18 protein-coding genes are annotated in these 21,502 nt (G+C 72.3%); 8 read left to right on the top strand and 10 right to left on the bottom strand.

The window, feature by feature from the left end; translation table 11 throughout:
• The first annotated feature begins 9 nt into the window (after positions 1-9).
• Complete coding sequence (locus BDW27_RS12740; protein WP_110049440.1) at positions 10-597, top strand: LURP-one-related/scramblase family protein; 588 nt, start codon at positions 10-12, stop codon at positions 595-597.
• A gap of 26 nt (positions 598-623) precedes the next feature.
• Here the strand turns inward: BDW27_RS12740 and BDW27_RS12735 are convergent, their stop codons facing one another.
• Positions 624-1,595 carry a R2-like ligand-binding oxidase gene (locus BDW27_RS12735; protein ID WP_110049439.1) on the bottom strand — a complete coding sequence of 324 codons (972 nt, stop codon included), beginning with the start codon at positions 1,593-1,595 and terminating at the stop codon, positions 624-626.
• A gap of 224 nt (positions 1,596-1,819) precedes the next feature.
• On the opposite strand from BDW27_RS12735, the gene BDW27_RS12730 reads away from it, so the two are divergent.
• Entirely contained in the window at positions 1,820-2,056 is a 237-nt protein-coding gene (locus BDW27_RS12730) for a hypothetical protein (protein ID WP_017544066.1), read from the top strand.
• Positions 2,057-2,081: 25 nt separating this feature from the next.
• Here the strand turns inward: BDW27_RS12730 and BDW27_RS12725 are convergent, their stop codons facing one another.
• From BDW27_RS12725 to BDW27_RS12705, 5 genes are all read right to left on the bottom strand, one after another.
• Positions 2,082-3,728 (bottom strand): DNA repair helicase XPB, encoded by a 1,647-nt coding sequence (locus tag BDW27_RS12725; RefSeq protein ID WP_017544065.1) that lies wholly within the window; start codon positions 3,726-3,728, stop codon positions 2,082-2,084.
• A 115-nt stretch (positions 3,729-3,843) separates the two neighbouring features.
• A complete protein-coding gene (locus tag BDW27_RS12720) occupies positions 3,844-4,086 on the bottom strand; it encodes a hypothetical protein (RefSeq protein ID WP_233515740.1) in 243 nt (80 codons plus the stop codon).
• Between the two features lie 340 nt (positions 4,087-4,426).
• The gene (locus BDW27_RS12715; protein ID WP_017544063.1) at positions 4,427-4,849 is read right to left on the bottom strand and encodes a hypothetical protein; all 423 of its coding nucleotides are present in this window, start codon (positions 4,847-4,849) and stop codon (positions 4,427-4,429) included.
• A gap of 124 nt (positions 4,850-4,973) precedes the next feature.
• On the bottom strand, positions 4,974-5,165 hold the full coding sequence (locus BDW27_RS12710; protein WP_110049438.1) for a hypothetical protein: 192 nt from the start codon (positions 5,163-5,165) through the stop codon (positions 4,974-4,976).
• Between the two features lie 26 nt (positions 5,166-5,191).
• A complete protein-coding gene (locus tag BDW27_RS12705) occupies positions 5,192-7,645 on the bottom strand; it encodes a helicase-associated domain-containing protein (protein WP_110049437.1) in 2,454 nt (817 codons plus the stop codon).
• 153 nt (positions 7,646-7,798) lie between these two features.
• Here BDW27_RS12705 and BDW27_RS12700 point away from each other — a divergent pair, with 153 nt between their 5' ends.
• From BDW27_RS12700 to BDW27_RS12685, 4 genes are all read left to right on the top strand, one after another.
• Positions 7,799-8,557 carry a hypothetical protein gene (locus tag BDW27_RS12700; RefSeq protein WP_199560639.1) on the top strand — a complete coding sequence of 253 codons (759 nt, stop codon included), beginning with the start codon at positions 7,799-7,801 and terminating at the stop codon, positions 8,555-8,557.
• 495 nt (positions 8,558-9,052) lie between these two features.
• Entirely contained in the window at positions 9,053-9,436 is a 384-nt protein-coding gene (locus tag BDW27_RS12695) for a cold-shock protein (protein ID WP_017544059.1), read from the top strand.
• A 334-nt stretch (positions 9,437-9,770) separates the two neighbouring features.
• Complete coding sequence (locus BDW27_RS12690; protein ID WP_017544058.1) at positions 9,771-10,526, top strand: DUF3027 domain-containing protein; 756 nt, start codon at positions 9,771-9,773, stop codon at positions 10,524-10,526.
• 246 nt (positions 10,527-10,772) lie between these two features.
• Positions 10,773-13,904 (top strand): sacsin N-terminal ATP-binding-like domain-containing protein, encoded by a 3,132-nt coding sequence (locus tag BDW27_RS12685; RefSeq protein ID WP_110049436.1) that lies wholly within the window; start codon positions 10,773-10,775, stop codon positions 13,902-13,904.
• Positions 13,905-14,772: 868 nt separating this feature from the next.
• Here the strand turns inward: BDW27_RS12685 and BDW27_RS12675 are convergent.
• Positions 14,773-15,618, bottom strand: coding sequence for an MOSC domain-containing protein (locus BDW27_RS12675; RefSeq protein WP_017544057.1), 846 nt, complete (start codon positions 15,616-15,618; stop codon positions 14,773-14,775).
• Positions 15,619-16,089: 471 nt separating this feature from the next.
• On the opposite strand from BDW27_RS12675, the gene BDW27_RS12670 reads away from it, so the two are divergent.
• Positions 16,090-16,749, top strand: coding sequence for a TetR/AcrR family transcriptional regulator (locus BDW27_RS12670; protein WP_110049434.1), 660 nt, complete (start codon positions 16,090-16,092; stop codon positions 16,747-16,749).
• Entirely contained in the window at positions 16,746-18,419 is a 1,674-nt protein-coding gene (locus tag BDW27_RS12665) for an MFS transporter (RefSeq protein WP_110049433.1), read from the top strand. Before BDW27_RS12670 ends, BDW27_RS12665 begins: the two co-directional genes overlap by 4 nt.
• On the opposite strand, the gene BDW27_RS12660 is transcribed toward BDW27_RS12665, so the two are convergent.
• The 3 genes from BDW27_RS12660 to BDW27_RS12650 all read right to left on the bottom strand — a co-directional run bounded on the left by BDW27_RS12660 (position 18,397) and on the right by BDW27_RS12650 (position 21,339).
• Positions 18,397-19,155, bottom strand: a complete 759-nt coding sequence (locus BDW27_RS12660) for a DUF6518 family protein (RefSeq protein WP_110049432.1) — start codon at positions 19,153-19,155, stop codon at positions 18,397-18,399. The genes BDW27_RS12665 and BDW27_RS12660 overlap by 23 nt on opposite strands.
• A 347-nt stretch (positions 19,156-19,502) precedes the next feature.
• Positions 19,503-20,999 (bottom strand): methyltransferase, encoded by a 1,497-nt coding sequence (locus BDW27_RS12655; protein ID WP_110049431.1) that lies wholly within the window; start codon positions 20,997-20,999, stop codon positions 19,503-19,505.
• Between the two features lie 52 nt (positions 21,000-21,051).
• Positions 21,052-21,339: a DUF2530 domain-containing protein gene (locus BDW27_RS12650; RefSeq protein WP_110049430.1), complete on the bottom strand. Its 288-nt coding sequence runs from the start codon at positions 21,337-21,339 to the stop codon at positions 21,052-21,054.
• Positions 21,340-21,502: the final 163 nt, after the last annotated feature.

Here is a 21,502-nt window from a genome sequence, read left to right as displayed (position 1 = left end):
TCGTGCCCCATGGACCTCCTCACCGCGAACCCCCTCCTGGTACGCCAACCCAGACGCTTCATGGCTGACATCTCCGACTACGAGATCCACGACCAGTCCGGACGGTGGATCGCCCGGGCGCGTGAACAGGGCGCGGGTGGGGGCGTGCAGGTGCTGCGGCAACTGTCCAGCAGTACCGAGGGGTTCGAGAGACGGGTACACGTCACCGACCCGAACGGGGCGCTCCGGCTGGTCATCCGCAAGCACTGGTCCTGGATGACCGCGACCACCAGCGTGAGCCTGCCCGACGGCCAGCCGGTGGGCACCATCGAGCAGGACCTGAAGTTCTTCCGGGCCAGCTTCACCCTGCTGGACGCGTGGAAGCGCCAGCTGGGCACGATCGAGGGCGACCTCGTCGGCCGGGACTTCCGGATCAGCGACCACGTCGGCCACGAGGTCGCCAGGGTCGACCGGCGCCTGCCCGACCTCGGGGAGTTCCTCACGGCGGCGGACAGCTACGCGCTGCACCACCGCTACCCCTCCCTCCCGGAACCGTTGCGCACCCTCGTGGTGGCATCCGCGATCGCCATCGACCTCGTGCTGCGCGAGGGGAAGTGACCCCCGGAGCGTGCCGGGCCGCGCGCTCAGGTCTCCAGCCGGGCCATGGTGGCGCGGTCCTCCTCGCCGAACCGCTCCTCCAGCTCCTCGGGTGAGGCGTCCAGGTCGATCCGGGAGAGCGGCACCCCGCGCGCGGACTCGATGGCGCCCAGCCGCCGCAGCGCGCGGTCGCTCGCGTACTCCAGGAGTTGGCCCGGGGGGAGTTCGTAGCGCTGGACGGCCGGGTCCTTCGAGGGCACGTCGCCGTCCCTGACGGTGCCCATGACGTGGGGGAGGAGTTCGTCGAGGCGTTCGCTCACCGTGTCCCAGTTGCGGTCGTCGGCGGCCACGTGGCGTCGGCAGGTGAAGGTGCCCCAGGCCATGTGGCGGCGTTCGTCGTCGCCGATCCGCCTGATGATCCGGCGCATGCCCGGGAAGATGTCGCGGACGGTGCACACGTGGTTCCAGGCGTAGTAGCCGGTCAACGCGAGCGAGCCCTCGATGATGTGGTTGTAGGTGACCGAGGCGCGCACCTGGTTGCGGGGGCTGGGGTCGTCCAGGAGGGCCTCCATCGAGCGGGGGAGCTCGTCCTGGAACAGGGTCCGGTAGCCGGGGTTGGTGTCCACGTACTCGTGGAGGTCGTCCCGGACGCCGATCGCGTCCAGCCACAGACGGAAGGCCTGGACGTGCCTGGCCTCCTCGAAGGCGAACTGGGTCAGGTACATCTCGTCGCCCAGGCGGCCCTCGGCGGCCATGGCGCGCAGGAACGGCTGGAGGTCCTCGGTGACCGCCTCCTCGCCCGCCGCGAAGAGCGCGCACAGCCGCAGGACGCGGGTGCGCGCCTCGTCGTCGAGCCCCTTCCAGTCCTCGGCGTCCTGGGAGAGGTCGATGTCGGCCGGGTTCCAGAACCTCGCGTTGCCCTTGACGAACAGCTTGAGGGGGAGTGAGTCCCAGTTGAGTCCGCCGCTGCGGAGCGAGTGGAAGCCGTCGCGGTGCTCGGTGGCCGGTGCCTCGGTCATGGGGGTACCTCCGTCAGGTGTACTGCCCCTCATGATTGGACACGGTGCGGGTTCGCGTAAAGCCCTTCGGGTGTCCTGGGTCACTCGAATTCCGAGCGTGGTTCGGTTTGGCGGGAAGGCCCGGCCACGACCGGGATGCGGTCGTGACCCGGGGCGATCCGGCCCCGCCGAAACGGTACGGTCTTGGGAGTACGACCGCATGAACGATCCGATCGGGGGACGACGTGTTCTGTGGTGATCCCGGCAGTCCCGGCTACACCGCGTGCGCCGCCCAGTCCCAGCTGTTCGCGCTGGCCTCGGTGATCCCCGCGCTGCTCGGCCTCGCCCTGTTGGTGGCCGCCTTCACGGCGCCCTCGGTTCGGGGCGACCGGTTGCTGCGCACCCGGACCCTCAGCTACTCCCTCATCGCCTGGGGCATCGCCGCCGGGACCTACGTGATCGGCGTCCTGCCCTCGCTCTGACCGGCGTGGTGGCGCACCGCTCCGGTCAGATCTCCTCACCGGCGAGCAGGTCGCCCGCGTCGGCGATGCGGTACGCGTAGCCCTGCTCGGCCAGGAACCGCTGCCGGTGCGCGGCGTAGTCCTGGTCCAGGGTGTCCCGGGCGACCACGGCGTAGAACCGCGCGGTGCGGCCGTCCGCCTTGGGCCGCAGCACACGGCCCAGCCGCTGCGCCTCCTCCTGCCGCGAACCGAAGGAACCCGACACCTGGACCGCCACCCCCGCCTCGGGGAGGTCGATCGAGAAGTTGGCGACCTTGGACACCACCAGGGTGCGCAGCTCACCCGAGCGGAAGGCGTCGAAGAGGCGCTCACGCTCCTTGTTGCGGGTCTCACCCTTGATCACGGGGGCGCCCAGCCGCTCGCCGAGTTCGTCGAGCTGGTCGATGTAGGAGCCGATCACCAGGACTTGCTCCTGCGGGTGACGCTCCACGATCCGCCGCACCACGTCGGTCTTGGTCTCCGAGGACGCGCAGAACCGGTACCGGTCCTCGGGCTCGGCGGTCGCGTACGCCAGCCGCTCGGAGTCGGTCAGGTCCACCCGGACCTCCACGCAGTCGGCCGGGGCGATCCACCCCTGGTTCTCCATGTCCTTCCACGGGGCGTCGTAGCGCTTCGGCCCGATCAGCGAGAACACGTCGCCCTCCCGGCCGTCCTCGCGGACCAGGGTGGCGGTCAGGCCGAGCCGACGGCGGGCCTGGAGGTCGGCGGTCATCCGGAAGATGGGGGCGGGCAGCAGGTGCACCTCGTCGTAGACGACCAGGCCCCAGTCCTTGGCGTCGAACAGTTCCAGGTGCGTGTAGACGCCCTTCCGGCGCGCCGCCATCACCTGGTAGGTCGCGATGGTGACCGGACGGATCTCCTTGCGGGTCCCCGAGTACTCGCCGATCTCGTCCTCGGTGAGGGAGGTCCGCTTCAGCAGCTCGGTCTTCCACTGGTGCACGGACACGGTGTTGGTCACCAGGATGAGGGTCGTCGCCCCGGTCATGGCCATCGCGGCCGCGCCGACGATGGTCTTCCCGGCGCCGCAGGGCAGCACGACCACGCCGGAGCCGCCCGCGTGGAAGCTCTCGGCGGCCTCCTGCTGGTAGCCGCGCAGCTCCCAGTCGCCGTCGGCGAGGTCGATGCTGTGGGCCTCGCCGTCCACGTACCCGGCCAGGTCCTCGGCGGGCCAGCCGATCTTCAGCAGGGCCTGCTTGAGGTTGCCGCGCTCGCTGGGGTGGACGGAGACCGAGTCCTCACTGATCCGCTCGCCCAGCATGCCCTTGACCTTCTTGGCCCGGACGACCTCCTCCAGGACGGCGCGGTCCGAGGACTCCAGGACCAGGCCGTGCCGGGGGTCGCCGACCAGCCGGAGCCGCCCGTAGCGGTCCATGGTCTCGGCGATGTCCACGAGCAGCGAGTGCGGCACCGGGAACTTCGAGAAGCGCAGGAGCGAGTCCACGACCTGCTCGGCGTCGTGCCCGGCCGCGCGCGCGTTCCACAGGGCCAGCGGCGTGATCCGGTAGGTGTGCACGTGTTCGGGGGCGCGTTCGAGCTCGGCGAACGGCGCGATGGATCGGCGGCACTCCGGGGCGAGTTCGTGGTCGATCTCTAGCAGGAGCGTCTTGTCGGACTGGACGATCAGGCAGGACACACGGGGCCTTCCGGCGGGTACGGGCACTGACACGGGGAAGAGGGTGGCCCCAGGTGCAACACGGGAACCCCTCTGATCATGCCCGTACCCGGGTGGGGTTCGTTACGGTCGCGGGTCAGACCCCCAGATAGAGGATCAGGGACGCGATCACCATCACCGGCAGCAGGAAGACCACCGAGAACGCCGTGTAGGCGAAGGTGGCCGTCCACGTGTAGCGGATGTACCGCTCCACGGCGTCCGTGTCGGGGACCTTCGTCAGGGCGAGGACGCCGAGGACGATCCCGGGGACGTTGGCGAACAGCACGACGAACCACAGGCCCAGGGAGACGCCGAGGACCTGGACCAGCAGGGTGCTCACGGCCACGATCAGAGCCGCGACCGCCCCGCCCACCCGGGGCGGGGGACCGGAGGGGGGTGGCGGTCCCGTCCAGGGGCGGTGGACCGGAGTGGCGGGCTGGTACGCCTGCGGCGCCGGTCCGGGAGGGGGCGCTGGCGCAGGGCGCGCGACGGGGGCTCGCGCGGGCGCGCCGGACCCGGGGACGGAGGTCCGTCCCCGCTCCCAGAAGGCCCTGGGGTCGCTCCGGTCGCCGTTCACCGCTGGTCCGTGCCCCCTAACGCAGAACACCGTCTGTGGGTCGCATACCCGCCGCACCCGGGTGGGACGCGGACGGTGCCGTACTCGTTGCCCCAAACCGGGGTCAGAAGTTCACCACGGGGACGATCTGCTGGATCCAGTCTCCCGCCTGGGTGAACATCACGAAGGTCAGCACCAGCATCACGAAGAACATCACTCCCGCGGCGCCCAGGCAGTACCAGGAGTACCGGGTGAGGACCTCGGCCTGGTCCGGGCGCCCCCGGTCGCGGGCGTGCGCGGCCCGCACCGCGAAGGTGATCCCGGCGATCCCGAAGATCCAGTTCATGCAGCAGAGCGCGGTCACCGCGTGCAGGATGAGCGCCATGGTGGAGCTGTTGGCCCCGCCCGTCGACCCCGCGGGGCCGGGTGTGCGGCGGTCGTCGTCGAGATCCCGCTCGGGTGCCCGGTCCCGCCCCTCGACGGTGCGGTCCTCGCGCGCCCGGTCGCGGGGGGAGGAGGCTCCGGGGGGCAGCGGTGCGTTGCTCATGGGGTGTCTCTCGCCGTCGTTGATCGACCTACGCCACTCTAGCCCGCCCGCCCCGCCGGTGTTCTCCGCGCCAGGCGTCAGCCGAGCCGCCAGACGAGGATGGCGCCGTCGCGGCCGACGGACGTCAGGGGCGGCTCCGTCGTCGGAGTACGCCGCGGCCAGGACCTCGTCGTTCGTGTCCCTGGAGGGTGTGGAGTTCCTCGCCGGTCTCGGTGTCCCACACGCGTCCGGTCCGGTCGGTGCTGGTGGTGATGGTGCTGCCATCGGTGGCGTAGACAACCGAGGTGACGGGGCAGGGGTGGCCGATGGCGGCCAATCGGCCACCGTCCCCTGTCGGGCGGGTCAGTCGGAGGGGGCCAGCTCGGCGACACCGGTGATGCGGTGGATGGCGAAGCGGTGCACGGCGTCGCGGGTGGTGTCGTAGGCGGTGAGGAAGCCGCCGTCCACACGGGAGGGTTCGACGATCCTGCTGACCTGGCGGCCGTCGGTGTCGGTGTACCCGATCCACACCCTGCGCTCGGCCACGGCGGCCTCCGAGAGCACCTCCATGACGGCGGAGGCGCGGGACCCGGCGGTGCCTCCCTCCGGCAGCGACACCGGCACACGGGCCACCGTGGCGGCCTCGTCCCCGGCCCGCAGCGCGCGTACGGCGGCCCGGGTGAGCTCCGGGGTCGGCGCACCCTCGACGGCCGTGGAGGGCTCCGGGTCGGCGCGGCGCACCTCGGGGCGGCCCAGCCGCATCGTGCCGTCACCGCTCTCGGGCACCGGGTGGTACCCCAGCTGGCGCAGACGCTCGGTGAGCGCCGCACGGTTCAGCCCGCTCACCACCACGGTGGGAGCCAGGAGCAGGAGTTCGAGGTCGGCGGCGCGGCGGTCGGAGACCAGCTCGGTGAGCAGCGCGGGTTCGTCGCAGCGCAGGTAGCTGGAGGCCGTTCCGGTGCGCAGCCTGCCGTGTCTGCGACCCGCGTCCGACACCAGGTAGCGCAGAGCCTGCGGCAGAGGGGTCCGCGAGTGGCGCTCCAACAGCCCGGTGATGTCGGCGACCCCGCGTCCGGCGTCCAGCGCCCGGCGCACGGAGTCCTCGGTGAAGCGGTACACGGTGGCGCCGCCGGTGGACTCCACGTCCGCGACCATCGCGAGCTCCCGGGCGAGGCCGGTGACGAGCGGACCCGGCGCGACGGCGGTCAGGTCGCCCTGCACGAGGACGTAGTCCAGCGGTTGCGGGAGTTCGGCGGACAGCACGCGGGCGGCGGCGTCGTCGGCGTCCTCGTCGAGTGTGAGCAGGGGACGGGTGTGCTCGGCCAGCGCCCCCATCCCGGTGAGCCCGAGCGCGGCGGCCTCGGTCACGGCTGCCCCGACCAGGTCCGAGTACACGGGGGACTGGCGGCGGGGGCGGCGCCAGGCCAGCCGTGCCAGGAGTGATTCCTCGTCGGGAGCCAGGCCGGGTTCGGCCTCGCCCAGCTCGGCGAGGAGGTCGCGGCGTGACTGCGGGGCGGCGGGCCGCACCAGCCCGGGGCCGAGCACGTTGCGCACGCGTCCGCCCGCGTCGCGCGAACCGGTCAGCGCGGCCACGCGGTCCGAGCCGAGCCAGGCCCGGGCCAGGAGCAGCCAACGGCGTTCCGGCGGGCGCTCCCGCCACAGGTCGTACTCGCGGGTCGGCAGCCACTCACCGGCGACCCTGTGGTCGGTCCCGATCAGCCCGGCGGCCCGGACCACCTCCAGGTACAGGGCGGCGGTGTCCTCGTCGGTGTCCATCGCCTGCGCGGCCCGGCGCAGGTCGCGCACGCCCACGCCGCCGTTGCGCAGCACGGCGGCGGGTTCCTGGGCCCAGCGCTCCAGCAGCTCCTCCACCGCGCGCAGCACGGTGAAGGCCTGCCCGGCGGCGGCGCGGGCGACGGCCTCAGGAGGGACCGGGCGCCCCTCGAAGGCGGGCGGTGCGGTGTCGACCTCGCGGAACAGCACGCCGGAGCGCAGGTGCAGGCCGACCTCGCGGGGCAAGGTCAGGGTGTCGTCGCCGGTCGCCACCAGCAGACCCCGGGCGATGAGCTCCTCGACCGGTGAGGCCGCCGTGGCCAGGCTGACCTCCCGGCGGGCGTCGGTGACGGTGCCGTTGGGCGGCCCCCAGGCGAGGTTGTCCAGCAGACGCCGCGCGGGCGCCTCCACCTGAGCGGCCAGGGTGGCGAGCCGCGCGGGATCGGACAGCGCGGTCGCGACCGTCTCCACCGGGGTGCTGGCGGTGCTGTGCGGGACGAGGTCGCGCGCCAGTCGGCGGACGGCCTCGTACGGGAGTGCCGCCAGGAGGGCCCGGGCGGGCGGTCCCAGCTGTGCCGGGTGGGGCAGGAGTTCGCGCAGGACCTGGACGGGGCGCAACCGCCCGTGGTCCGGCCAGACCAGCGCGAGGGAGAGCAGGGTGTCCACAGCCGCGTCCAGTGGTTCCGTGCCCCGACCACCGGAGGGGGTCAGGCCCAGTCCGCGGGCGAGATCCGCGGGCTGGGCGCCCACCGGTTCCGAGAGCCGGTCGTCGCCCAGCGCGACCACGGCCTCCAGGACCTGGAGGGTGAACCGGTCGAGCCGTTCCAGGGCGCGCAGCGCGGCGTTGCGCGAGGTCGCGCGGTGGGCCAGGGCGCCGATGTCGGCCGGGACCGGCTGCGCCAGGTCCGGGCGCGCGTCCAGGAGGGCGGTGAGCTCCTCGTCGGAGCGCGAGCGCAGCCAGGAGGTGAACGTGGGGGGCCGCCCCGGCGGGTCGCCGGGGTCGCCCGTGCCCCGGCCGGACCCGGGTGGCGCGTAGTCGGTCATCGGATCAACGCTAAGTGATGGCGCGGGGCGGAGCACACCCGCTCCCGGTGCCTCCCCCTTCACGGCGAGCCGAACCGTATCGGCGGAGAAGTCTGCGACCGAAAAGGAGGGGGAGGGGTTAAAAGGCAGGTCAATGTGGGCCAATATGGGGCCATGAACCAGCGCTCCGAACAATTGGTACTCGACTATCTCTCCGAGGTCGGACTCGCGCTGTACGGACGTGTGACGGCCAGGGAACGGACCGCCTATCTCACCAGCCTGCGGGCGCGCATCGACGAGCGCCGCGAGGCCGAGGGCGACGACGTCGACACCGTGCGGCGGGTTCTCCGTGGCTTCGGCTCCCCCGAGCACATCGTTCAGGAGGAGCTCACCGGCCGGGCGGTCGACCTCGAGGACGACGAGATGATCCCGCCCAAGCCGCGTCACGCCGACCGTCCGGCACCGCCCTGGCGCGGCGGCCCCAACCAGGGGTTCATGTCCCTGCTGGAGGGCCCCAGCCAGACCGACCTGCGCATGGACGGCAGGGTCGCCCGCAAGCCCGGGGTGACCCGCAACAGCCTCATGCTGGTCCGGCACCACCCGCCCGAGGCCGTGGCCCTGGTCATGCTCATCCTGACCGGAGTGTGGTGGGACGTGGCCTTCCTGTGGGTGCTCGGAGCCGCCCTCGTTGTGCTCAGCCAGGTGTGGAGCACCCTGGACAAGTGGGTCGGCGCGGGGCTCCCCCTGCTGGCCTGCGTCGTCGGGACGGCCCTGTGGACCGGCGAGGCGAAGTTCGTCGACCAGTACATCCAGCAGGCACTGCCGGCCACCGGGGTCCCCGCCCTCGCGCTCACGTCGCTGGCGTGCGTGGTGTACCTCTTCCCGAAGGCCGCACGCGCGGCCCGGGTCGCGGACCGGGCAGCGAGGAGCTGACCTCGCCGGGGTGCCCGATCACCCCGAACCGGTCCGTTTCGTCATTGGTTGGCAAACCCTGGGGAATAACCTCTTCCGGCCCGCCCGTTGCCGCGTATCCGCGTGGGGTGCGTCGGGTATTCATGTCGGTACACCGCCGCTGTCGCTTCGAGGCGGTGCACGATGGGTGGTCCGGCCTCCAGCCCGGGCACCGACTCGTCGACGGCGTCCCTGACTCCGCCGAGTCCCGTCCCACACTCCGCACCCAGCGGTGACGGGGACGACGTCGACATCGCGAGGCCCGGGTGAGCCGTATCCGGGCCTCGTTCCGTGCCCGCGGCCCTCAGATGGAGCACGCGAATTCGGTCCCGCCCATAACCTCTCGCCTTGGCCAGCCCTCGGGCACTAACCTGGGGCCACCCATGGAAACCAGGGGCCGCCCGGGGCGGGGGAACAGGTGGACGGCACCGTTTCCGACGCCGCGTGCGCCCGTCAGTGAAAGCATGAGGTCTCTACGTGCCCACCGGCAAGGTCAAGTGGTACGACGGCGACAAGGGTTTCGGCTTTCTCACCCAGGACGACGGGGGTGAGGTCTTCGTGCACTCCACCTCGCTGCCGACCGGAACCACCACCCTGAAGCCCGGCCAACGGGTCGAGTTCGGCGTGGCCGACGGGCGCAAGGGCGCCCAGGCGCTCCAGGTCAGACTCCTGGACACGCAGCACTCGGTGGCCAGGGCGCGGCGCAAGAAGCCCGACGAGATGGTGCTCATCACCGAGGACCTCATCAAACTCCTGGAGAACGTCTCCAACGGCTACCGCCGGGGCCACCACCCCGACAAGCGCGAGGCGGCCAGGGTCGCCGCCGTGCTGCGCGTGGTCGCCGACGACCTGGAGGCCTGACGCTCCGGGGCCCGTGAGACCTGGTCAGGGCCGTGGTGTACGTGCTCGGCGTCCGCCACGGCCTTCCCTCCGTCTCGGAACCCTTCGTTCGCGTTGGGGATGGGCTGGCCGAAAAAACGTGTGACTTCCTGTCCTGAACCCCCGGAATCACGGCGGGTGAGCGCCCAGATCGCCCGTATCCGCCGTCTCCGGTGGCACAAGACTCCGTCAAGAGGTCGTATCGGGCGAACCTTGACCCGCGTTATGGTCAAATCGGTGCCCGCGATCAGTGAGAATGGTGAACGTGAGCCCTTCTCGACGTTCTCCTGTACCGGACAAAGCATGTGTCGACGCGGTGGATCTGGCCCGCTCGGTGGCGGCGGAGGTCGGGCGACCCGAATGGGTCGGTGAGCACCTCACCGCCCAGGTCGAGGACACGCGCCTGGTCACCCACTACTTCCAGTGCCTGGACCCCTCCTACCCGGGATGGACCTACTCGGTCACCGTCGTCCGCGCTTCGCGCGCCAAGGACGTCACGGTCAACGAGGTCGTCCTGCTGCCCGGCGAGGGTGCCCTGGTCGCTCCCAACTGGGTGCCCTGGAAGGAAAGGCTGCGCCCCGGCGACGTCGGTGTGGGGGACCTGCTCCCCACCGAAGAGGACGACGAACGTCTCGTCCCCGGCTACGCGCAGGTGCCCGACAGCGAACTCGACGCCGAGGGCATGGACAAACAGATGGTGTGGGAGCTGGGCCTCGGCCGACGCCAGGTGCTCTCCGAGGTCGGCCGCGAGCAGGCCGCGGAGCGCTGGTACAACGGCGATCCCGGACCGCGCAGCCCCATCGCCACGGCCGCCCCGGCGGCCTGCGCCACCTGTGGGTTCCTGACCCCGCTCGCGGGTGAGCTGCGCCAGATGTTCGGCGTGTGCACCAACGAGTACGCCCCCGACGACGGCAGGGTCGTGTCACTCGACCACGGTTGCGGAGCCCACTCCGAGGTCCGTCGCCCCGGCCCGCAGAACGAGCCGGTCGCACCGGTCGTCGACGAGATGGGGTACGACCACATCGTCTTCGACGACACCACGGAACTGGAACTGGTCTCCAGCGACTCCTGACGACACCCGTCGCGGAGCCCGCCAAACGGGCCGATCCACCTGATCAACGGGTCCCGTCGCACACGCGGCGGGGCCCGTTCCCGTGCGTGCCCCCACGCCCGCGCCACGCGAGCCGCCCGGACCCGAACCGCCGCGCTCGTGGGCTAGGGTCGACCTACCATCAAGCTCGCCCTGTCGCTCCCGTCCCGTGGCCGCGTACACGTGTCGGGCTGATCGGACCGCGCGCAGCGCAGGAGGAGACCCACCATGGCCGATCCGGTGACCGCTTCGGTGGCTGACACCTTCGACACGGCCGAACTGCGCCGTCGCGTGCTGTCGGCGTGGGCCGACGCGCCCGCCCGGTTCCGTGAGGACGCCAACGCGGAGGAGGACTTCGCACTCGGCGGCTACCGCGACCGGGTGGTGGTCGAACTCGCGCAGAACGCCGCTGACGCCGCCCGCCGCGCGGGGGTGCCCGGCCGTCTGCTCCTGGCCCTGGAGGGTGACCGCCTCACCGCCGCCAACACCGGTGCGCCGCTGACCTCGGACGGCGTGGAGTCGCTGGCCACGCTGAGGGCCTCCAGCAAACGCGACGACCATGGTTCCGCGGGCCGGTTCGGGGTCGGGTTCTCCGCCGTGGTGGCGCTCAGCGACGACGTCACCGTGGACTCCGGCGGCACGGCCGTGCACTTCTCCGCCGAGCGGGCCCGCGCCGTGGTGACGGACCTGCTCGACGCCGACGGCACGCACGCCGACCTCGCCGACGAGGTGGGCCGCCGCGCCGGGCACGTGCCCATGCTGCGCCTACCCTTCCCCGCCGACGTCGTGCCGGACCGCCCCGAGGGCGACTACGACACCTTCGTCACGCTGTCCCTGCGCGACGGGTCGCGTGAGCGGGTCTTGGAGCTGCTGGACCGCACCGGCGAGGCGCTGCTCCTGGCCCTGGACGGGCTCTCCGAGGTGCGGGTTGTCGTCGACGGCGAGGAGCGCACGCTCACCCGCGAGGGCGGTGACGAGGAGGCCGGGACCGACCTGGTCACCACCCACTCCGACGCCGGTGGCAGCCGGGTCACGCCCTGGCGCGTCCTGCGCCGCTCCGGTGAGTTCGCCCCGCACCTGCTCGCGGACCGTCCCACGGAGGAACGCGAACGCTCCGCGTGGTCGCTCACCTGGGCCGCGCCGGTGTCCCCCGACGGCGGAGTGGGCGCGCTGCCCGCCGACGTCGAACACGTCGTTCACGCCCCCACCCCCACCGACACCGAGCTCGACCTGCCCGCCGTGCTCATCGGCACGTTCCCGCTGGGGGCGGACCGGCGCTCCGTGCAGCCGGGCGCCGCCACGGACCTCCTGCTCATGGAGGCGGCCGACGCCTACTGCGCGCTCCTGCGCCGCTTCACACCGGGGGCCGCCCTCGACCTCGTGCCCGCCACACGGGTGGGCGGCGGCGCCGTGGACGCGGTCTTCCGCACCCGGGTCGCCGAACCGCTCCAGGACACCCCGTTCCTGGTCACGGCGGCCGGTCACCCCCTCGCCCCGCGTGACGCCGTCCTCCTGGACACCGGGGGAGCCAGCGGCGCTGCCGACCTCGTCGACCTGCTCGCCGAACTCGTCCCGCCGCTCCTGCCCGGCTCCTGGAGCCCACGGCACCCCGCCCTGGCGGCCCTGCGCGTGCGCCGTCTGGGCCTGGCCGATCTCGCCGACCTGCTCGGGGACACGCAGCGCCCGCCGGAGTGGTGGCGCGGGCTGTACGCGGCCCTGGGCTCCGCCGGAAGCGGCGGCGCCGACCTCGATGAACTCGGCTCCCTTCCGGTGCCCCTGGCCGACGACCGGCTGGTCCGGGGGCCGCGCTCGCTGCTGGTGCCCACCGAGGACTGGGCGAGGGTCACCGACGCCGACGGCCACCGGCTCGACCCCGCCGCCCTGGCCACCCTGGGTGTGCGCGTGGTGCACCCCGAGGCGGCCCACCCGCTGCTGCTGCGGCTGGGTGCCGTGGAGGCCGGGGCCGCCACGGTCCTGGCCGACCCCAACACCGAGGCGGCGGTCCGGGAGTCGTTGGACGCCGAGGACCCCGAACCCGTCGCCGAGGCGGTCCTGGACCTGGTCGCAGCCTCCGGCACGACGGTCCGGGACGCTCCCTGGCTGGCCGAACTCGCCCTGCGCGACGACGAGGACGGCTACTCGATCGCCGCCGAACTCCTCGTGCCCGGAGCGCCTCTGGCCGACCTGCTGGTGGACGACGCTCCTTTTGGCACCGTGCACGACGACCTCGTCCGACGCCACGGCACCGACGCCCTGCGTGCCGTAGGAGCCCTGTGGGAGCTCACCGTGGTGCGCACGGAGGAGGCAGCCCTCGGAGAGGCGCCGCTGGCCTTCGACGGCGCCGGTGACGAGGGACCGGACGGTCTGGACGATTGGGCCGACGAGGTCCTGGAGCGCGTGGGCGACCCCGAACTCCCGCCAGTGGTCCCCGAGCTGGTGTGCGTCGCCGACCTCGACTACGTCGCCGACGACGCCTGGCCGCAGGCCCTGGCGATGCTCTCCCGGGAGCCGCTGCGCGAGGCCGTCACCGAACCCGCCCGGCTGGTCATGCCGGACGGCCGGGTGGTCGACGTCTCCTCCTACACCGCCTGGTGGCTGCGCACCCGGGCGCTCCTGGACGGCCGCGCCCCGGTCGAGCTGCGCACGGCCGACGCCGATCCCGCGCTGGCCGGGCTCTACGACGAGGTACCCGCCGACGTCGACCCCGAGTTCGCCCGGGCCCTCGGTGTGCGCACGACCCTCGCCGACCTGCTGGCGGACCCGGACGGCGCGGACGACCTGCTCAACCGTTTGGCCGACCCGGCCCGGCACGTGAGCCGCTCCTCCCTGCGCCGCCTGTGGACCGTGCTGGCCGAGGCCGACGCCGACCTCGTCACCCCGCCCTCACTGGTGCGAGCGGTCAACGAGGGCGCGATCGTGGTCGCCGACGCGGAGGACGCCGTGGTGGTGGACTCGCCGGACCTGTTGCCCCTGGTGGCGGACCGGCCGCTGGTGCTGGCCGAGACGGCGTCGGCCGAACGGTTGGCCGACGTGCTGGACCTGGACCTGGCGTCGGAGAGCGTCACAGGGAAGGTCAACTCGGCCGGCCGCATCCGCGCGGTCCCGGACGAGGCCGCCCTGTTCCTCGCCGGTGACCGGGAGCCGGACCGCACCTACCTGCACCACCAGCAGCTCACCGTGGACGGTGTGGAGGTGGACTGGTACACGGGCGACGGCTCGGTGCACGCCTCCGGCACCGAGGGGCTGGCCCGGGCCCTGTGCTGGCGGTCCGGCCAGTGGTCCCGCCGCCACCTGCTCGCGGCCGTGCTGCGGGACCCGTCCTCCGCCGCGCACCTGCTAGCCGAGGCCGACCTGGAGTAACACCCCCGCACCAGGCCCGCGCCCGGAGGGGCGAAGAGGCACGGGCGTGCACCCCCTGGGGGGTTGGAACCGCAACCACGTGCTGTTGTGAGCTGCACGGCGCAGTTCCCCTCAGACTCTGGGGGTCTAGAAACGGGCACGTGTGTGCGCTCGTTGGTGTGTGCGGGTTGGCGGGAGTGCGGTGGGCGGCGCTGGGGCGGCGGGGGTTTTCGCCAGTGCTGGGGACACGTTCTTCTAGAGCACGTCAGTAGTCCTGGGGGGTGGGCCGGCTGCGTTCCTCGCGCTTTTTCATACTGCCAGTGGTAGAGGCCGAGGGCACGTCCAGCGAGGTGCGTAGCGGCCACTGATGGCTGCCACATCAACCTCCACCTGGCTCAGTTGGATGAACACCGGGCTCCCGTCAGCACCGGGGGGTGGCCCGAACCCCCACCACAGACGCCCGAACGGAAAACCCACGCAGATCCCTGCACCACCCACCACCCACCCACCCGCCTGCCCCACCCACCCCGCCAGGCCACCAACCCGCCAGGCCACCAACCCACCAGGCCACCAGGCTCAGCCCTAGGTCGCGTTCCGGGATCGATCCTTCCTCCCAGCCCTGGACCGCCACCTCAACTGACCCCTGCGGCACGATGTCCTCGCGTCGCGACCAGGCTGCATCTCACCGCGCCAATCAAGCTCCCAACCCCAACCCCAACCCCAACCCCAACCCCGGGAGCCCGCTGCGCGACACTACGAAGCTCGCGTAGCCGGACACAGCAGTGAGGTAGCCGTACACAGCAGGGAAGGTAGCCAGACACAGGGAAGACGGGCCCGCTCGCATCGATCACTGCTCCGCCCCCACCGGCGAAAGCACCCAGAACACGCCCTACGCCTCCGGCGCCTCGGCCCACTCCACAACGTCCAGCGCGTCGCCCACCGACACCACGCCCGTACCCGTCACCGCGAACTTGGTGCAGAAGGCAACGCCCCCGTCGGCGACGCGGCGGTAGGCGGCCAGGGCGCGCAGCGGCTCAGGGCCGCACCGGTCCCCGGTCTCCTGATCGACGGTGGTGACCGCGCATCGGGTGCACATCTTCGCGTAACCCAGCTCGGTGGTGCCCACGCGGACACGGCGGATCAGGTCCTCCGTGTGCGGCTCGGTCCAACCGGTGACGACGACGTTCGGCCGGAACCGGGCCATCGGCACGGGCTGGGCGCCGTTGGCGACGATGCGCTCGTTGAGCTGCTCCAACGAGCGAGTCGACCCGATCACTGCAGCGTGGCCGTCTGCGAACCCGGCGGTGCCGGGCGTGACTCCGGTGGTCACCCGCCTGTTGTCGTCGGGGACCCGAACCAGACGGCTGGTGCGGCCGAACAGCTCGCTCAGCCACCCGGCCACCTCGTCGCCCTGGTCCACTCCGACGAGCGGGTTGTTGTGCACCGTCACGTCCAGGCGGGGACCCTCGGGGTCCACGTCGACCTTGACGGGTGAGAGGCCCTCGGTGCTCAGGACCAGCCGGGAGCCGTCCGCGGTGAGGTCGGGCACGATCCGAGCCATGCGCGGGTCTCTGCGCTGGCTGCGGAAGTCACCGGAGTCGTCGACCACCATGAACGAGCGGTCGTGGGTGATCCCGGCGGCGGTGAACTCTGCGGTGCGCAGGGCGAGACCGGCGCATCCCTTGACGGGGTAGACGACGAGGGAGGAGACACGGGCGGTCGGAGTAGGGCTCATGTCGAAGACGCTACCGGGCGCCGCCGCACCCGTCCGACGGGACCCGACCGCCGCTCCGGTCCCACGGCACCCATGCGACGGGGCCCATTGGTCAGGCCCACCCGACCGACCCGAGCGACGCCCCCATGCGACGGGGCTCACCCGAAGGACATCTGAGGGGAACCGACCTCCGGAACCATCCAACGGCCCGCTCCGACAGGACCGATCGCCGCACCCATCCGACGGGGCCCGCCCGAAGGACCCATCTGCGGGGAGACCGGCCGCTGGGATTGACCGTCGCCACCGGCCGCCTCTGGGACCCACCCCATCCCACGGCAGCCGTAGGTCAGACCCACCCGACCGGCCCACCGATGGACCCGAGCGGTGCACCCGCCCCCCCGCACCCATCCACGGATGCTTGAGTCCACGAGACGCCGACGTGGTTCCTCTCTCGCATAGTAACTGTACCTTCCAGAAGGTACAGTTACTCCCATGCGACCCAGTTCGAGAACCCTCATCCTCGATGCCGCCGTCCGGGTGACCGACCGGCAGGGCATCACCGCGCTGACCCTCGAAGCCACGGCAGAGGAGGCCGGGCTGACCAAGGGAGGCCTCCTCTACCACTTCCGGACCAGGGAGGACCTGCTCCTGGCGATCCAGCGCCACCTCGTCCAAGGCTGGGAGGAACGGCTCCTCGCCGAACTCGGCCGACCCTGGACGCAGGCCAGCCCCACCGAGCGCGGCGCCGCCTACGTGCGCGTCATGATGCGCGGGGAGGTCCGCCACGCCGACCTCGCCTTCATGGTGGAGGCCGAGTCCAACCCCGACCTGGCCCGGATCTGGGACGAACTGATGGAGCGCTGGGCGCCCACGCCGCAGTCCCCCGACCCGCGCGCGCTGGACCTGTTCCTCGCGCGCCTGGCCGCCGACGGGCTCTGGCTCTTCAACGCCACCCCGGGCAACGCGCTCCCCGAGGAGGTGGCGCGGGCCCTCCGGGCGCGCGTGGCCGAACTGACCGACGGGGGGCCGCAGGCTCCCGAGACCAAGGGGGCGAACTCTCCCGTGACTGTGACCAAGGGCGAGAACACTCCGGTGACCGAGACCAAGGGCGAGAACACTCCGGTGACCGAGACCAAGGGGGAGAACCGATGAGCGGCGTGCACGATGACGCGCACGAAGACCCGCACGAGCGCACGCACCAGGACGCCCACACCCCCAGAACCCCCAGAACCCCTGGAACCACCGGATCCCCCGGCACCCAGCCGGTCTCCCGGGCCAGACGCTGGCTGGTGCTGGCCGCCGTCTCCGCCGGGCTGCTCCTCATCTCGGTGGACATGACCGTGCTGTACACGGCGCTGCCCACCCTCAGCTCCGAGCTCCAGGCCACCGCCTCGGAACGCCTCTGGATCATCAACGCGTACCCGCTGGTGATGGCGGGTCTGCTACTGGGCGCCGGAACCCTCGGGGACCGGGTCGGCCACAAGCGGATGTACCTGGTGGGGCTCGTGCTGTTCGGAGCGGCCTCGCTGGTCGCCGCCTACGCGGTCAACCCCGCCATGCTGATCGCCGGGCGGGCCTTCCTCGCGGTGGGCGCCGCGGCGATGATGCCCGCCACGCTGTCTCTGATCCGCATCACCTTCGTGGACGAGCGGGAACGCGGGATCGCGATCGGTGTCTGGGGCACCATGGCGATGGTGGGCGCGGCGGTCGGGCCCATCGTCGGCGGAGCGCTGCTGGAGTTCTTCTGGTGGGGCTCGGTGTTCCTGGTGAACGTGCCGATCGTCCTGGTCGCGCTAGTCCTCGCCGCCGTGGTCGCGCCGGGCGGTTCGGGCAGCTCGGACCGCCCCTGGGACCTGCTGGCCTCCGTGCAGGTCATGGTCGGCCTGGTGGGGACCGTCTACGCGATCAAGGAGCTCACCAGCCCCGATCCCTCCGTGCTGGCCGTCGGGGCGGCCTTGGTCGCCGCCGCGCTGGGCTTCTGGAGCTTCGTCCGGCGCCAGCGCGGCCAGACCTACCCCCTGATCGACTTCTCGCTCTTCCGCGACCCGCGCATCCTCGTCGGCGTGCTTGCGGCCGGGATGGCGATGTTCGCGCTGGCCGGGGTACAGCTGGTCCTCACCCAGCGCCTCCAGCTGGTCCTGGGGTTCACCCCGTTGCAGGCGGGTACGACCGTCGCCGCCATGGCTCTGGGCGCCCTGCCCGTGGGCGTGGCCGTGGGAGCGCTGCTCTACCGGGTGGGCACGCGACCGATGATCGTCGCCGGGCTGCTGACCTCCGCCGTCGGGACCGTGGTGGTGCTGCTGTCCGCCTCCGCTCCGCTGCCCTGGACCGTCGCCGGACTGCTGGTGCTCGGCGCGGGCACCGGTGCCGCGATGACCGCCGCGTCCGCCGCGATCGTCGGCAACGCCCCCGCGCACCGCGCGGGCATGGCCGCCTCCGTGGAGGAGGTTTCCTACGAGCTGGGCAGCCTCACCGGGGTCGCGGTGCTGGGAAGCCTGATGGCCGCCGTGTTCACACGGACCGTCACTCTGCCCGACGGGGCACCCGCCTCGGCGGCCGAGGGCATGGACGAGGCCCTCGCCGCGGCCCGTGACCTGGACGCCGCGAACGCCGCCGAGCTGGTGTCCGCAGCCGCCCGGGCCTTCGACAACGGCTTCCTGGTCACCCTGGTCATCGCCGCCGTCGTCCTGCTCGCCTCCGCCGCGTTCGCCTTCTTCCACAAGCGCGGCTGGAACGGCGAGGCCACTGGGAAGGCCCCCGGTCAGAGAAGGAACGGCGAGGCCACTGGTAGGGCCCCGGTCAGAAGAGGAAGGGCGAGGTGAACAGCAAGCTCAGGTCGACGGAGTAGACCAGCGGGAAGACGACGGAGACCAGGGCGGCGACCGCTGCCGCGCCCAGCGCGGGGAGAAAGCGGGGGAAACGGCGGACCACGGCCCAGATGAGCAGGGCCGCGCCGACCGTGACCGACCCCCACCAGTACTCGGCGGGCGTGGTGGCGGCGATGACCGTGAGGCCGTACAGGCCCTCCCCGACGAGAAGCCCGCTCACCGCGCCCACCGCGAGGGGAGAGTACCGGGAGCGCGTTCTGAGGGCGTGGGCGCCCCACCCGAGGAAGGGGCCGACGACGACCGCGGTCGTGCACCAGAAGAGTGACGAGCCCAGGGAGGGGGAGAAGCCCCTCAGAACCGAAGCCAGGTCGTACCCGGCGACCATGGCGAACAGGGTGAGCACGCCGGTCGCGATCGCGAATCCCCGCCGACGGGACGGGTACGCGAGGAGGAAGGCGGCCACGCTCCAGGACCCCGATGAGTTGGCCAGGGGCGCCAGGACCTCGGGGAGCAGTCCCTGCGCGTACGAGGTGAGGACCCCCACCAGCAGCCCGACTCCGACGGCGACGGCCAGTGAGAACCACAGAGACCGGCCCGAAGCGGGCGCGGACCGCGCCCCGGGCCCGTGCTCGGGCCCGGATCCCGGTGCGGATCCCAGTTCGGATCTGGGATCGGATTCGGGAGAGGGCTGGTCGCTGCCGGTGCCGGTGCCGGTGCCGGGTGTGGTCACGGTGGGGTCCTCGGGGCATGGTCGACGGGACACGTCGGCCCCTGCGGAGTGTCCGGGGGCCGTTCCCTGTGTCCTATCGCCGGGCTCCGCCCCACCGGTTCGTCCCAGGGTTCGTCCCGCCGGTTGTCCCGCCGGTTCGCCCCACCTGTTCGCCCCGGCGGTTTGTCCCGCCGGTTCGCCCCACCGGCTCGCCCCACCGGCTCGCCCCACCTGTTCGTCCCGCCGGTTCGCCCCACCGGCTCGTCCCACCTGTTCGCCCCGGTGTTCGCCCCACCGGCTCGTCCCACCGGCTCCTCCCGGTGTTCGCTCCACCGCCCCCGCCCCACCGCCCCCGCTCCACCGGTTCGTCAGCGGGCGACGCGGAAGAACCCCTCGGAGATCAGCGTGCGCAGCGCCTCCGGGGTGCGCTCGCGGATCATCACCGGGTCCTCGCCCATGAGGTCGGCGATCGCGTCCAGCAGCGGACCGACCGGCATCGTGCCGTCACAGACACTGGCCAGCGCCGCCTCCACGGTGCCGATCCGCGCCACGCGGCGCAGGCCGTCGCGCTGGCGCAGCAGGATCTTCTCCGGGTCGGGAGCCCCGGGCACGGCCACGCGCTCCTCCACCACGTTCGGCGCCAGCGCCACGTGCGCGGCCAGGAGCGCCGCGTCGGTGAGGCGGTGCGCGGTCATCGCGCCGTCCACCACGTCCGGCAGGTAGGGCCCCACCGGCTGCTGGACATCGTGCCGCAGCTCCTCCACCCGCACGGTGGCGTCCTGGGCGACGTCGTTGCGCAGGCTGATCCAGCCGAAGCCGATGCCCTTGATGCCCTCGCGGTCGAAGTAGTCCAACCAGGCGTCGTAGCGGCGCGTGTACTCGGGGGTGCCGTGCTCGCAGGAGTCGCGCAGCCACAGCTCCACGTACTCGGCGGGGTCCTGGACGTCGCGCTGGACGACCCAGCCGGAACAGCCGGTGCCGGTGATCCAGCCGCCCACCCGGTCCTGCCAGTCGTCGGTGTCCGTGTGCGTCCAGTTGGCGAGGAACTGTCCCCAGCCGCCCTCGGTGAGGTGGGCGGGGGCCTGCCGGACCAGCTCCGCGCAGACCGTGTCGCCGGGCAGGTCCGACTCTCGGTAGGTGTAGCGGGCCGCCTCGGGGGTGATCACGAACGGCGGGTTGGACACGATCAGGTCGAAGCGCTCGTCGCGGACCGGCTCGAACAGCGAACCCTGGGCCAGCCGGGCGCCGGTGATCCCGGACAGGGCGAGGCTGATCCCGGCCAGCCGCACCGCGCGGGGGTTGAGGTCGGTGGCCACCACCTCGCGGGCCCGGGAGGCCAGGTGCAGGGCCTGCACGCCGCAGCCCGTGCCCAGGTCCAGGGCGCGTTCGTAGGGGCCGTCGACGATCAGTCGGGAGAGGTTGGCGGAGGCGCCGCCCGCCCCGACCACGTGGTCGGGGCGCGGGACGTCCCCGCTGCCCGGGCGGACCTTGGGATCGGAGACGACGAAGCCGGGGCGGCCGTCCTCCAGTTCCCAGGGGCCCAGGTGGACGAGGGCGCGCACGACCGCGCCGTCGGCCCCCTCCTCGACGGTGACCAGTCCGGCGTCGGCGAGCTCGTCGACGGGGAGGATGGCACGGGCCGCGCGCGCCGGGATGGGGGTTTGGAGCCACCACAGGCGCAGGAGCAGTCCGAGGCGTTCCTCCCCGCCCGTGGCGCGGAGTGCGGGCACGAGCTGCTCGCGGGCCAGGGCCTTGGCGGCGGCGTCGCCGAGGCGGTCGCGGACCCCGGACACCGTGTAGTCGGCGTCGATCAGGGTGCCACGGAGCCGGTCGGCGAGTCCTCGCGGGAATTCTGTCTCAGACACCCGCCCATTATCGGTCAGGTGACGAGGTGCCCCGGTGGGGTGGTGGCGCAGTTCAGGGGGTCCCGGGTTCACGGGTGCCCGGTTCCGTGAACCGTTCGGCCGCCCGATCCGCCGCTTCGTCGCGTCTGCGGAGCAGGCGGGGAATGTAGAGGAACCCGAAGACGCCCAGGGCGATCCCGGTCACACAGACGCCGATCCACCACTGCTCCGAGGCGGGCAGGCCGTCCCCCATGGCGAGGAGCACGACGAGCGCGATCGTCCAGGCGCCCGTGCCGATGGCGGCCGGGACGCGGTAGTCGCTCTCGTGGACTTCGGGATCGGGCTGGCGAGGTTTGGGCACGGCCCCAGGCTATCCGCTGGTGTCCGGAGCGCGGGGGAGCGGTGCGGTCGGTCGAGGTCAGCGCGGAGATGCCTTGGTCACACCCAAAGATCCGATGTCCCCATCATGTGGTGGTTTCTATGAAAATCGTGTGAATCAGGTGTCTGGTGTTGTACGAAGATGC

This window comes from Nocardiopsis sp. L17-MgMaSL7, from assembly GCF_003182025.1.
Lineage (GTDB): Bacteria > Actinomycetota > Actinomycetes > Streptosporangiales > Streptosporangiaceae > Nocardiopsis > Nocardiopsis prasina.
The sequence above is the reverse complement of the archived record's forward strand: the minus strand, read 5'-3'. Positions and strand labels throughout refer to the sequence as shown.

Bases quoted from the DNA above. Each gene is read 5' to 3' on its own strand.
- BDW27_RS12715 (WP_017544063.1), bottom strand. From the start codon at position 4,849: ATGAGCAACGCACCGCTGCCCCCCGGAGCCTCCTCCCCCCGCGACCGG.
- BDW27_RS12670 (WP_110049434.1), top strand. From the start codon at position 16,090: ATGCGACCCAGTTCGAGAACCCTCATCCTCGATGCCGCCGTCCGGGTG.
- BDW27_RS12665 (WP_110049433.1), top strand. From the start codon at position 16,746: ATGAGCGGCGTGCACGATGACGCGCACGAAGACCCGCACGAGCGCACG.
- BDW27_RS12735 (WP_110049439.1), bottom strand. From the start codon at position 1,595: ATGACCGAGGCACCGGCCACCGAGCACCGCGACGGCTTCCACTCGCTC.
- BDW27_RS12675 (WP_017544057.1), bottom strand. From the start codon at position 15,618: ATGAGCCCTACTCCGACCGCCCGTGTCTCCTCCCTCGTCGTCTACCCC.
- BDW27_RS12700 (WP_199560639.1), top strand. From the start codon at position 7,799: ATGAACCAGCGCTCCGAACAATTGGTACTCGACTATCTCTCCGAGGTC.
- BDW27_RS12685 (WP_110049436.1), top strand. From the start codon at position 10,773: ATGGCCGATCCGGTGACCGCTTCGGTGGCTGACACCTTCGACACGGCC.
- BDW27_RS12740 (WP_110049440.1), top strand. From the start codon at position 10: ATGGACCTCCTCACCGCGAACCCCCTCCTGGTACGCCAACCCAGACGC.
- BDW27_RS12705 (WP_110049437.1), bottom strand. From the start codon at position 7,645: ATGACCGACTACGCGCCACCCGGGTCCGGCCGGGGCACGGGCGACCCC.